Origin of the sequence: Nocardiopsis synnemataformans, assembly GCF_965343085.1 — a bacterium.
GTDB lineage: Bacteria > Actinomycetota > Actinomycetes > Streptosporangiales > Streptosporangiaceae > Nocardiopsis > Nocardiopsis alborubida.
In genome coordinates, this window is sequence record NZ_CBDRFA010000042.1 from 39186 (window position 1) to 51664 (window position 12479).

The following is a 12479-nucleotide window of genomic DNA, read 5'->3' on the forward strand; positions in this document are numbered from 1 at the left end:
GGGCGGACAGGAGAGCACGCGGTGTCGACCTTCGCAGCGGTCTTCGCTCCCAACGGGAGGACGTGGCGGGGAACCGAGGTCGAACTCGGGGACGTGGACGTCATCGACGACGTCACCGAACTGATGCTCGACTTCGCGACCGACCGGGGGAGCGGGGTCTCGATCCTGCTCGTGGAGGCCGACGACGAGTGGTTCGCCATCGTGCGCGCCGATGACGACGGCGGGGAGCCGCGCGTGTACCTCTCCGACGCGCGGGTGGTGCACGACCACCCGCTGGCCTCGGTGCTCTCCGAGGCCGGGGGACTGGGCGCGCCGCCGCCCTCCGAGAGCGCCGGGGCCCGGCCCGACCCGCGGCCCGACGGCGACGGCGACCTGCTCACCGACCTGGGCCTGACCGAGGAGGAGCTGCGCTCCCTGTCGGTCGGCGGCGGGGTCCTGCCCAGCGACGTCCTTGCCGTGGTGGCCGAGCGCGCGGGCTTCGCCGAGATCCTCGACGGTATGAGGCTGTGATCGGACGGGACGTCCTCGACGCCGCGCTGCGCGCGGCGATCGCCGAGGGCGAGGCCGCCCTGGAGACGGGCGACGTGCCGGTGGGCGCGGTCGTGCTGGACGCGGACGGCGCCGTCCTGGGAACCGGGCGCAACGAGCGCGAGGCCACCGGGGACCCCACCGCCCACGCCGAGGTGCTGGCGCTGCGGGCCGCCGCACGTGCGCGCGGCGAGTGGCGGCTGGGCGGCTGCACCCTGGTGGTCACCCTCGAACCCTGCACGATGTGCGCGGGCGCGACGGTGCTCTCCCGCGTGGACCGGCTGGTCTACGGTGCGCGGGACACCAAGGCGGGCGCGGTCGGGTCGGTGTGGGACGCGGTCCGCGACCCCCGCCTCAACCACCGCCCGGAGGTCGTCCCGCCGGACCTGGTTCCGCGGGAGCTCGCGGACAGGTGTTCCGATCTCCTGAGCCGGTTTTTCGCACGGCGCCGTATCCGGTAGAGTGGCTCGCGGTGGAGTCGCCTAGTGGCCGATGGCGCCCGCCTCGAAAGCGGGTAAGGGGCAACCCTTCGAGGGTTCAAATCCCTCCTCCACCGCACGAGGTCCACGTTCGCCCAGGCGAACGCGGGGCCGGTAGAGGTAGCGAGGGCCGGTTGGTCCGAGCCGACGCACGGTGTGCGCGGCGCGGACCAACCGGCCTTTCGCGTTCCCGGGGCCCGGTCCCGCCGGCCGGAGTGCGGCCCCGGAACGACATGTCGGCCTGTCGACAGGTCGTCCCGTCGACAGACCGACAAGCTGGCAGACCGACAGGCCGCCATGGCGGCGGGCCGGTGCGGCTACTCCCCGGCGGGAGCCGGACCGGTGCTGCCCCGGGGCACGAAGTGCGCCGCCGGTGACCACCGCTCCGCGACGGGCGTTCCGTCGGCGCACTCCAGGGCCGACTCCGCGACCGCGACCCCGTACCGGTACACGTCCACGCTCATGGTGGTGAGCGCGGGCGTGGCCAGGCGGCACATGGTCGAGTCGTCCCAGGCCACCAGGCTCAGCTGCTCGGGGACCCGCACGCCCAGGCCGCGGGCGGCGTCCAGTCCGGCCACCGCCATCACGTCGTTGTCGTACAGGACCGCCGTCGGCGGGTCCTCCCTCCTGAGTAGCTCGCCGGTGATCCGGGCGCCCGCCTCGTAGGAGTAGTCGCCCTCCAGGACCACCGGGTCGGGCACCCCGGCCGCCCGGCAGCCCTCCACGAGGGCCTCCGTGCGGGCACGTGTGTGCAGCAGCTCCACCGGCCCGGTCACCCGGGCGACGCGCCGGTGGCCCAGCTCCAGCAGGCGTTCCAGTGCCGTCCGGACCGGGGACACGTGGTCGGTCAGGACGGTGGGCGCGGCGGGGTCCGGGACGGGGCTGCCCGCGACCACGGCGGGCAGGCCCAGCTCGCGCAGCGCGGCGGGGCGCTCGTCTCCCTCGGTCGGGTTGACCACCACGACCGCGTCCACCAGCCGTCGCTCCGCCCACCGGCGGTAGGCGGCCAGCTCGGCCTCCCGGTCGGTCACCAGGTGCAGCAGGACCGACATGTCGCGCTCGGCCATCCGCTCCTCGATCCCGGCGATGAACTCCATGAAGAAGGGCTCCGCGCTCAGCAGGCGGCGCGGTCTGGCCAGGACCAGCCCGACCGCGCCTCCGGTCCCGGACCCGTCCATCACACCCGCCGCGCGCGCAGGGAGTTGGCCGAGCGCAGGACGGGGGCGGCGGTCAGCGCCGCCGGGTCCACCTCCGCGTCCGTGCGCACCAGGAAGCCGTGCGTCTCCCCGGCCAGCAGGTCCACGAGCATGTCGTCCACCTCGGCGTCGGGGGCCAGCCGGTCGGCCAGCACGGAGACGTCCCTGGCGAAGGACGAGGCGCGCACCTCCACCCGGTAGCCGCCCTCCACGGGCGCGGCGACGGCGGTCAGCGCGTCGGGGTCGTAGGACAGGTGGACGTCCTCGCGGAAGGGCCGCACGAGGCGGGCGTCGCGGGTCGTGGCCACGAGCACCTCCTCCTTCGCGTTCCCGGCCGCGAGCAGCTCCCGCGCCAGGTCGAACTCCGCCGCGGACCGGGGCGGCACGGCCAGCTCGATCCTAGCGGTGTGCAGCACCTCGCCCCCGAAGGTCTGGCGCTCCGCGCTGACCGGCTCTGACCAGGCCTCGTCGGTGTCGTTGACGGCCACCAGCACGAGCCGCCCGTCCCGGGGCTGGACGGTGAGCAGGCGCGGCGCGTAGGCGCGGCGCAGCCCGTACCAGAGCGGCTTGGGACGCTCCTCGCCGTCCACGGCGGCCCAGGAGGTGACCGGCCAGCAGTCGTTGATCTGCCAGACCAGGGCGCCCGCGGTGCGCGGCCACCAGGACCGGAAGTGCTCGATGCCGAACGCCACCGCGCGGGCCTGGTTGAGCTGGGTGGCCCAGTGCCAGTCCTCGAAGTTCCTCGGCGTGGGCAGGTGGGCCGACAGGCCCCGGGCGAGCTTGCCGTTGCCGTCCTCGGCCTTCTGGTGCAGCAGGAAGGCGGGCGAGGTGGGCGTGAGCGGCTCGTCGTGCACCCAGTCGGTGAGGGTGGCCCAGGTGGGCGGCCCCTGGAAGCCGAACTCGGAGCAGAACCGGGGCACGTGGTCCTGGTAGGCCCGGTAGTCGGTCTGGTTCCACACGGTCCACTCGTGGCGGGTGCCGTGCGCCTCGTCGTTGGGGTGGACCTCCTTCGGGGCGAACCCCGGGGTGTAGGGGCTGCCGTCGGCGTAGAAGCGGGTGGGGTCGAGCTCGGCCACGACGCGGGGGAAGAGGTCGGTGTAGTAGCCGTAACCCCAGGTCCGGTCCCCGAGCCGCTCCTGCCAGCCCCAGTCCATGAAGCCCCAGAGGTTCTCGTTGCCGCCGTTCCACAGGGCCAGCGAGGCGTGCGAGGTCAGTCGCGCGACGTTCTCCCGGGCCTCGGCCTCGAACTCACTCCACAGCGGCTCCTCCTCGGCGTAGGCGGCGCAGGCCAGGAGGAAGTCCTGCCACACGAGGACGCCGCGCTCGTCGCAGACGTCGTAGAAGTCCTCGCTCTCGTAGACGCCGCCGCCCCACACGCGCAGCATGTTCATGTGCGCGCCGACGGTCTGGTCCACGCGCCGGGTCAGGCGCTCGCGCGTGATCCGGGTGAGGAAGTGGTCGTCGGGGATCCAGTTGGCGCCCTTGACGAAGATCGGCTTGCCGTTGACCACGACGGTGAAGGGGGTGCCGTGCTCGTCGGGCGCGGTGTCCACGGTGATGGTGCGGAACCCCACGCGGCGGTTCTCGGAGCCCAGCGGCTCGGCCTCCCCGTCCGCGGTCAGGGTGACGGACAGGTCGTACAGGGGCTGGTCGCCGTGGCCGACCGGCCACCACAGGCGGGCGTCGGGCACCTCGACCACGACGACGCCGCCGTCCGCGCCGGGCGCCACGGTGGCGGTGGCCCGTACACCGGCGACCTCGGCGGCCAGGACCAGGCCGGAGGCGGGAGCGCTCCCGGACCACTCGACGTCGGCGTGCACCTCCACCCGGCCGGTGCCGTCCTCGCCGACGGTGACCAGCGGGCGCACCTGGGACAGGCGGGCGGTCCGCCACCGCTCCAGGCGCACGGGCTTCCAGATCCCGGCGGTCTGGAGGTCGGGCCCCCAGTCCCAGCCGAAGGAGCAGGCCATCTTGCGGACCATGTTGTACGGGTGGGTGTTGGTGTGCGGCCGCTCGCCGAGTTCCTCGCGGACCTCCTCGGCGTACTCCAGAGCGGACCGGAAGGAGACCACGAGCTCGTTGGCCCCGGCGCGCAGCGCGTCGCGCACGTCGAAGCGGTACCCGCGGTGCATGTTGGCGGTGGTGCCGAGCACGGTGCCGTTGAGCTCCACGGTGGCCACCGTGTCCAGGCCGTCGAAGGCCAGGTCGACGCGCTCGTCGGGGGCGGGCGCGTCGGCCTCGAAGGTGAGGGAGTAGCGCCAGCCGGCGCGGTGCATCCAGGCCAGTTCGGTCTCGTTGGTGTCCAGGTAGGGCTCGGGGATCAGTCCGGCGGCCAGCAGGTCCAGGTGGGTGCTCCCCGGGACCTGGGCGGGGACGGTGCGGCCCGCGACGTTCTCCGGGACGGGCCCGCTCGTGGCGGACAGCCGCCAGCCGTCGTGAAGGGTGTGACGGATCATCTGTGCCTCTCGGGGCTTCGGGGTCGGGGACCGCTCGGTGCGTGTCCGAGGGGCACGCACCGTGGGGCGTCGCGGTCGTCGTCGGGTGCCGGCCCCTCTTGCGCGAACCGGCCACCTCGGGGATTCTTACTTTTCCGAACAAAGTAAGTCAACCCTGTTCCCCGACCACGAAGGACGTGGCGACCGTGGCATCGCACCGCCCCCTCTCCGGCGGCTCCGACCTCTCCCACCTGCGCGCCGCCGGGGTGAGCCTCCTACTGGACCTGACCGGCGAGACCCTGCCCCGGGTCCTGCACTGGGGCTCCGACCTGGGCGATCTCTCCCGCGAGGAGCTGGACGACCTGCGCCTGGCGCTGAGCCCCCAGCCCATCGGGTTCTCCGTGGACGGGCCGGTGGAGGTGGCCGTGCTCCCCGAGCAGTCCGCCGGCTGGCTCGGCACCCCAGGCCTCGTCGGCAACCGGGGCGGCGCCGACTTCTCCACCGCGTTCCGCGTGCGCGAGTCCGCGGTGGAGCACGGTTCCCCGGCGGGCGGACGCCTGACCGTCCGCGCCGAGGACGCCCGGGCCGGGCTCGGTCTGGACCTCGTGGTCGAGCTCACGCCCTCGGGCCTGGTCCGCCAGCGCGCCACCGTCACCAACGGGGACGCCGCCCCCTTCGCCGTGGACGCCGTCAACCTCGTCCTCCCCGTCCCGGCCGAGGCGGTCGAGCTGCTCGACTTCGGCGGCCGCCACATGCGCGAGCGCAGCCCGCAGCGGACCGCCTTCACCCAGGGCCTGCGGATGCGCGAGAACCGCACCGGGCGCACCGGCTACGACGCGGCCCACCTGCTGGCCGCGGGGACGCCCGGCTTCGGCAACCGCTCCGGCGAGGTGTGGGCCGTGCACACGGCCTGGTCGGGCAACCACCGCACCTTCGCCGAGCGCACCTACCACGCGGTGTCCCTGCTGGGCTCGGGCGAGCTGCTGCTCTCCGGAGAGGTCGTGCTGGCCGAGGGGGAGTCCTACACCACCCCGTGGCAGTACGGCTCGCACGGGCACGGGCTGGACGAAGTCTCCGCCCGCTTCCACCGGTACCTGCGCTCGCGCCCGCACCACCCCTCCACCCCGCGCCCGGTGGTCGTCAACACCTGGGAGGCCGTGTACTTCGACCACGACCTCGGCCGGCTGCGCGAGCTGGCCGACGCCGCCGCCCGCGTGGGCGCAGAGCGGTTCGTGCTCGACGACGGCTGGTTCGGCTCGCGCCGCGACGACCGGCGCGGCCTCGGCGACTGGTACGTCTCCGACGAGGTGTGGCCGGACGGTCTGGGCCCGCTCACCGACCACGTCACCGGGCTGGGCATGCAGTTCGGACTGTGGGTGGAGCCGGAGATGGTCAACGAGGACTCCGACCTGGCCCGCGCGCACCCGGACTGGATCATGGCCGCGGGCGACCGGCTGCCCCGCCCGGCGCGCTCCCAGCAGGTGCTCGACCTGGCCCGCCCGGAGGCGTTCGCGTACGTCCTGGAGCGCCTGGACGACCTGCTGTCCGCCTACCCGATCGCCTACCTCAAGTGGGACCACAACCGTGACCTGGTCGACGCCGGGCACCGGCCGACCGGACGGGCCGGGGTCCACGGCCAGACCCTGGCGGTGTACCGGCTGATGGACGAGCTGCGCCGCCGCCACCCGGGGGTGGAGATCGAGTCCTGCTCGTCCGGCGGCGGGCGGGTGGACCTGGGCGTGCTGGAGCGCACCGACCGCGTGTGGGTCTCCGACTGCATCGACGCCCTGGAGCGGCAGGACATCCAGCGGTGGACCAACGCGCTCGTCCCGCTGGAACTGATGGGCACCCACGTGGGGGCGGGCACCGCGCACACCACCGACCGCCGCCACACCGTCGACTTCCGGGCCGGGACCGCCCTGTTCGGGCACTTCGGGATCGAGTGGGACCTCACCCGCGCCGACCCCGCCGACCTGGCGCGCCTGCGGGAGTGGGTGGAGCTGTACAAGGAGCTGCGCGGGCTGCTGCACACGGGGACCGCCGTGCACGGCGACCACCCGGACCCGGCGGTCCGGGTGCACGGGGTGGTCGCCGAGGACCGGTCCGAGGCGCTCTACGCGGTCGTCGCCACGGGCACCTCGGAGCTGTACCCGACCGGGCCCGTCCGGCTGCCGGGCCTGCACCCCGAGGCGGTCTACCGGGTCCGTCCGCAGGCGCCTGGGGACGTGCCCGACGGCAACGCCCACCGGTGGGGGGTACCGCTGCCCTGGTGGACCCCCGAGGGCGTCCGCGTCAGGGGCGGGGCGCTGGCGGGGGCGGGCCTCCAGGCGCCGGTGCTCTTCCCGGAACGGCTGGTCCTGGTGCGCGCGACCCGGATCTGACCCGGACGCGTGTCGGTGCGGAGGAGGGCTGAGCGCGGTGCGCCGGTGCGGCCGGAGGGGTGTGGCGCTCCGCCGCGGGTGGCGGCTTCGGCGTGACAGGGGTGGCCGCGGTGCGGCGTGGCTGCTCCCGCGGTTCCTGGGCGGAGGCGTCCACCGGGTGGCCCAGGGGGCGAGCGGCCCGAGGGCGACCGGGTTGCCGTCCCCGCGAGCGAGCGCGACACTTGGCCCACACCTGCCCGCCGGACGCGGAGGGGGCACTCCCCGCGTGTGGGCGCGACGCCATCGGCGTGATCGTCCCCGGCGATCGTGGCCCCGGGCGGTCCGCGCCCGGGCGCGGCGCCTCAGGGGGCGGGGAGGGGACAGCGCGTGACCGCGGCCGGAAACCGGCCGTCGAGGTGGTGGAGGTGGCATTGGGCGGGCCGTCACGGGCGATTCCGCACACGACGAGCAGGGCGGCGGTCCTCGACGTCATCCGTGCCGCGGGCACGATCAGCCGCGTGGGGCTGGTCGAGGCCACCGGGTTCACCGGTGCCACCATCTCCACCGTCGTCCGCAGGCTCATCGACGACGGCCTGGTCCTGGAGACCGGGCGCGCCGAGTCCACCGGCGGCAAGCCGCGCGTCCTGCTCCGGCTCAACCGGGAGTCGCGCTACGCCGTGGGCGTCCACATCGACCCCGTCGGCATCACCTACGCCCTCATCGACCTCACCGGCGCCGTGGTCTCCCGGATGACCCGCGCCGGGGTGAACCGGGACGAGGACCCCGCCGAGACCACCTCCAGGATGTCCCGGCAGGTGAACGCCCTGGTGGAGGGTGCCGGAGTGGACCGCGAGCGGGTGCTCGGCGTCGGACTGGTCGCCCCGACCGGCGGGCTCCACCGGCATCCCTCCCTGTGGCACTGGGCCGACTACCCCGTGGCCGAGGAGCTGGAGGGCGCGGTCGGCCTGCCCGTGGTCCCCGGCAACGACGCGACCGCCGCCGCCCTCGGCGAGTACTGGTCCGGCGTGGTCGGCGGGTCGTCCATCTTCGCCGCCGTGTACATGGGCACCGGAGTCGGCGCCGGGGTTCTGGTCAACGGCATCCCCTACCACGGGGCCAGCGGCAACGCCGGGGAGATCGGGCACGTGTGCCTGGACGTGGACGGGCCGCTGTGCTGGTGCGGCGGACGCGGTTGCGCCGAGGTGGTCGCCGGTCCGGCCGCCGTCGTGGCGGCCGCCCGGGCCGACGAGGCCCTCGCCCGCACCGCCGACCTCACGCGGGAGGGCGGCCGGGTCTGGCCGTCGGTGGCCGCCGAGTTCACCGCCGTGGTCCGCGCGGCCCGCCGGGGACAGCCCACCGCCCGCGCCCTGCTGGACCGCTCCGCCCGCCACCTGGCCGTGGCGGTCCGCACGCTGGCCAACCTGATGGACCTGGACCTGCTGGTGCTGACCGGTTCGAGCCTGGCCGTGGCGGGGTCGGTCTACCTGCCCGTCATCCAGGAGGAGCTGGACCGGGCCTTCTTCGCCCGCGCCGCCCACCCGGTCGAGGTGCGCATGTCCACGTCGGCCGCGACCGCGCCCGCCATCGGCGCGGCGGCCATGGTCCTACAGACCCAGCTGGTTCCGCTGCGCCCCGGACTGCGTCTGCCCGAGAACCTGTCGGAGGCCGGGGCGGACTGGGACTGAGGAGCCCGCGGGGCGTCCCGCGGGTCCGTCCGAGGGAGTCCGGTGCCGATCGGGCCGACGCGGTCAGGCGCCCGGGGAACCCTCCCCGGCGCCCTCCAGCTCCTCGACGGCACGGGTCAGCCACGACACCCACCCGGCCTCCACGTCGATGCCGCCGAGCAGCACCAGGCGCTGGACCCGCTCCCGCTCGGTGGCGGGCCCGTCCGGGTAGTCGCGCCGCTCGAACCCGCGGTACTCCTCCAACCGCAGCAGGTGCAGGTCGCGGTGGCGGCGCAGTTCCGGCACCAGGCCGCGCACGCCCACCACCCCGGCGGCGCGCAGCCGCAGCGGCAGCGGGTCGCGGGAGGCCCTGGGGTCCTCGCGCACGTCCACCCAGCGCTCCAGCTCCTCCCGTCCCGCGGGCAGCACCTCGTACTCCTTGCGCCGTCCGCGGGTCGGCGCGTCCGCCTCCAGCGCCCGGATCAGCGCCGCCCGCTCCAGCTTGCCCAGCTCCCGGTAGATCTGCTGGTGGGTGGCCGACCAGAAGTACCCGATCGAGCGGTCGAAGCGCCGGGCCAGCTCCAGGCCGGACGAGGGCTTCTCCAACAGGGCGGTCAGGATGGCGTGGGGCAGGGACATGGGCGCATTCTAGGCAGCGCCGCGGGAGCCGCGTTCCCTCACGCGGCGGACTCGGGGAGGCGGACCATCACCCTTCCCTCCACGACCGACGCCTCCAGGACCTGCGGCGGGGCGGTCGCGGGTCCGTGGACCACCGTCCCGTCGTCCAGGCGGAACTCACTGCCGTGCCAGGGACAGCGCACGCACCCGTCCACCCGCTCGCCCTCGGCCAGGGGCGCTCCCATGTGGGGGCACGTGCCCAGCATCGCGGTCACGGAGCCGCCCGTCCGAGCCACCAGGACCGGGACGCCCGCCACGTCGCCCCCGCCGAGCCCGCCGTCGTCGAACCCGTCCAACGGGCCGAGGTCGTGCCAGCCCTGGGGCAGCAGGTCGACCAGGTGGTCGGCGCTGTTGGCGCCCGCCGAACGGTAGTAGGCCATGTGCCCGCCCAGGGAACCGCTCAGGCCGACCACGCCCACGCCGACCAGGGCCAGGAACCTCCCCCAGCCCTGGCGGCCGCGGGTCCGGGCCAGTGAGGAGGCGCCGAACAGCAGGGTGCCGACGCCGTTGGCCGCCGCGTGCACCACGCCCACGCGCTGCTGGCGCTCGTGCTGCTGCGACCAGTCCGCCAGGCCGCTCACCACCGCGGGCAGGGTCGTGACCAGCCCGGCGTTGACCAGTGCGTGCGCGCTGCGGCGGTGGTCTCCGGGCAGCGAGTCCAGCAGGACAGCCGCCATCCACGTGCCGATGGGCAGCTGCACCAGGATCGGATGGACGGGGTGCCCGAACTGCACCCCGTGCAGCATGTCGCGGACGGTGCCGGACGGGATCCGTTCGGCCAGGCTCTTCATGCTGGAGACCGCCGGGTCGAGCTGCTCGTCGCGTTCGATCCGGCGGATGCGTTCACCGATTCTCATGGTGGTGCGGCTACCCGGGGTACGCGCGTGTCACTCACGGGGCATGGAGCAGCGCGGATCCTTGAACCCGGCTTTCCCCGTCCCGCCCGACCCCCACGCCTCCCCGCTCTCCCCGGCCCTCCTTGCGGCGGCGGCCGGCCAGACCGGGGCAGGGGTCACAGCGCGGCGGCCAGGCGGGTGCCCTGGTCGATCGCCCGCTTGGCGTCGAGTTCGGCCGCCTCGTCGGCGCCGCCGATCAGGTGGACCGCGCGGCCCTTGGCGGTCAGCTCTTCGGCGAGGTCCCGGCGCGGCTCCTGACCCGCGCACACCACGACGGTGTCCACGTCGAGCACGCGCTTCTCCCCGTCGACGGTCAGGTGCAGGCCCTCGTCGTCGATCCGGTCGTACTCGGCCCCCGCGACCATCTCCACGCCGCGGTGGCGCAGCTCCAGCCGGTGGATCCATCCCGTGGTCTTCCCCAGGCCCGCGCCGACCTTGCCGCTCCTGCGCTGGACCAGGTGTACGGTGCGCGGCGACGCCGGGCGCTCGGGTTCGCTGAGGCCGCCGCGGGAGGCGGGGTCGGTGTCCACGCCCCACCTGCGCAGGAACTCCCCGGTGTCGACGCCGCCCCCGCCGTCGGTGAGGAAGGCGGCCACGTCGAAGCCGATGCCGCCCGCGCCGATGACCGCCACGCGCTCACCGACCTCGGCGTCTCCGCGCAGGACGTCCACGTAGCCCACCACCTTGGGGTGGTCCACGCCCGGGATCCCCGGCACGCGCGGGGTGACGCCCGTGGCGAGCACGACCTCGTCGTAGCCCTCCAGGTCGGCGGCCCCCACCCGGGTGTCCAGCCGCACGTCCACCCCGTGCCTGTCGAGCTGGACGCGGTAGTAGCGCAGGGTCTCGTCGAACTCCTGCTTGCCGGGCACGCGGCGGGCCAGGTTCAGCTGGCCGCCGATCTCCCCGGCCGCGTCGAACAGCGTGACCTCGTGCCCGCGCTCGGCGGCGGACACGGAGAAGGCGAGCCCGGCGGGTCCGGCGCCCACGACGGCCACCCTCCTGCGCAGGCGGGTGGGGGAGAGCACGAGTTCGGTCTCGTGGCAGGCGCGCGGGTTCACCAGGCAGGAGCTGGTCTTCAGGCTGAACGTGTGGTCCAGGCAGGCCTGGTTGCAGCCGATGCAGGTGTTGATCTGCTCGGGGACGCCCGCTGCGGCCTTGGCGACGAAGTCGGGGTCGGCCAGGAAGGGACGGGCCAGGGAGACCATGTCGGCGTCGCCTCCGGCCAGGACCGCCTCGGCGACCTCGGGGGTGTTGATGCGGTTGACCGCGACGAGCGGCACGGACACCTCGCCGCGGAGCCTGCGGGTCACCCAGCTGTAGGCGCCGCGCGGCACGGACGTGGCGATGGTGGGGATGCGCGCCTCGTGCCAGCCGATGCCGGTGTTGATGATGGTCGCCCCGGCCTCCTCCACGGCCTTCGCCAGCCGGACCACCTCGTCGAACGTGGAGCCGCCGGGCACCAGGTCGAGCATGGACAGCCGGTAGACCACGATGAAGTCGGCGCCGACGCGCTCGCGCACGCGCCGCACGATCTCCACGGGGAAGCGCATGCGGTTCTCGAAGGAGCCGCCCCAGCCGTCCTCGCGCCTGTTGGTGGCCTGGGCGATGAACTGGTTGATCAGGTACCCCTCGGAGCCCATGACCTCCACGCCGTCGTATCCGGCGTGCCTGGCCAGTTCGGCGGCGCGGGCGAAGTCCTCGATGGTGTGCTCGACCTCGTCACCGGTGAGCGCCCGGGGCGTGAAGGCGCTGATGGGGGCCTGGACCGCGCTCGGCGCGACCGCGTCCTCGTTGAAGGCGTAGCGGCCGGTGTGCAGGATCTGCATGGCGATGCGCCCGCCCTCGCGGTGCACGGCCCCGGTGACCACGCGGTGCTCCTCGGCCTCCGCCTCGGTGGTCATCTTCGCGGCGCCCTTGTAGGTGGCGCCCTCGGGGTTGGGGGCGATGCCGCCGGTGACGATGAGGCCGACGCCGCCCCGGGCGCGCTCGGCGTAGAAGGCGGCCATCCGCTCGAAGCCGCCCGGAGCCTCCTCCAGGCCCAGGTGCATGGAGCCCATGACCACGCGGTTGGCAAGGGTGGTGAAGCCCAGGTCCAGCGGTTCCAGCAGGTGGGGGTAGTCGCCCATGTCGTCTCCTCGCGCGGTGCCTCGCGGGCCGGTGTCCGGTCGACCCGCACTCATTATGCAACAAGTTGCAAAAGCGGTCGCGGGTGCCCTCGGTCGCCCCGGCCCGCCGTGCGCGGG

At 74.4% G+C, this 12479-nt stretch carries 9 protein-coding genes and 1 tRNA gene; 5 read left to right on the top strand and 5 right to left on the bottom strand.

Annotated elements, in window-relative coordinates; genetic code table 11:
- Positions 1–21 precede the first annotated feature (21 nt).
- The 3 genes from ACSIH6_RS23175 to ACSIH6_RS23185 all read left to right on the top strand — a co-directional run bounded on the left by ACSIH6_RS23175 (position 22) and on the right by ACSIH6_RS23185 (position 1084).
- Positions 22–510, top strand: a complete 489-nt coding sequence (locus tag ACSIH6_RS23175) for a tRNA adenosine deaminase-associated protein (protein WP_435110414.1) — start codon at positions 22–24, stop codon at positions 508–510.
- A complete protein-coding gene (locus ACSIH6_RS23180) occupies positions 507–989 on the top strand; it encodes a nucleoside deaminase (protein ID WP_435110415.1) in 483 nt (160 codons plus the stop codon). Before ACSIH6_RS23175 ends, ACSIH6_RS23180 begins: the two co-directional genes overlap by 4 nt.
- 10 nt (positions 990–999) lie before the next feature.
- Positions 1000–1084: transfer RNA gene (locus tag ACSIH6_RS23185), tRNA-Ser, on the top strand.
- Between the two features lie 240 nt (positions 1085–1324).
- On the opposite strand, the gene ACSIH6_RS23190 is transcribed toward ACSIH6_RS23185, so the two are convergent.
- Entirely contained in the window at positions 1325–2185 is an 861-nt protein-coding gene (locus ACSIH6_RS23190; protein WP_435110416.1) for a LacI family DNA-binding transcriptional regulator, read from the bottom strand.
- Complete coding sequence (locus ACSIH6_RS23195) at positions 2185–4659, bottom strand: glycoside hydrolase family 2 protein (protein WP_435110417.1); 2475 nt, start codon at positions 4657–4659, stop codon at positions 2185–2187. The genes ACSIH6_RS23190 and ACSIH6_RS23195 overlap by 1 nt, the downstream gene beginning before the upstream one ends.
- A 176-nt stretch (positions 4660–4835) precedes the next feature.
- On the opposite strand from ACSIH6_RS23195, the gene ACSIH6_RS23200 reads away from it, so the two are divergent.
- Both ACSIH6_RS23200 and ACSIH6_RS23205 read left to right on the top strand, forming a co-directional pair.
- Positions 4836–7019, top strand: coding sequence for an alpha-galactosidase (locus ACSIH6_RS23200; RefSeq protein ID WP_435110418.1), 2184 nt, complete (start codon positions 4836–4838; stop codon positions 7017–7019).
- A 404-nt stretch (positions 7020–7423) separates the two neighbouring features.
- Complete coding sequence (locus tag ACSIH6_RS23205) at positions 7424–8683, top strand: ROK family transcriptional regulator (protein ID WP_435110419.1); 1260 nt, start codon at positions 7424–7426, stop codon at positions 8681–8683.
- 63 nt (positions 8684–8746) lie between these two features.
- Here the strand turns inward: ACSIH6_RS23205 and ACSIH6_RS23210 are convergent, their stop codons facing one another.
- The 3 genes from ACSIH6_RS23210 to ACSIH6_RS23220 all read right to left on the bottom strand — a co-directional run bounded on the left by ACSIH6_RS23210 (position 8747) and on the right by ACSIH6_RS23220 (position 12362).
- Positions 8747–9301, bottom strand: a complete 555-nt coding sequence (locus ACSIH6_RS23210; RefSeq protein WP_435110420.1) for a PadR family transcriptional regulator — start codon at positions 9299–9301, stop codon at positions 8747–8749.
- 38 nt (positions 9302–9339) lie between these two features.
- A complete protein-coding gene (locus tag ACSIH6_RS23215) occupies positions 9340–10197 on the bottom strand; it encodes a Rieske (2Fe-2S) protein (protein ID WP_435110421.1) in 858 nt (285 codons plus the stop codon).
- Positions 10198–10352: 155 nt separating this feature from the next.
- Positions 10353–12362 (bottom strand): oxidoreductase, encoded by a 2010-nt coding sequence (locus ACSIH6_RS23220; RefSeq protein WP_435110422.1) that lies wholly within the window; start codon positions 12360–12362, stop codon positions 10353–10355.
- Positions 12363–12479: the final 117 nt, after the last annotated feature.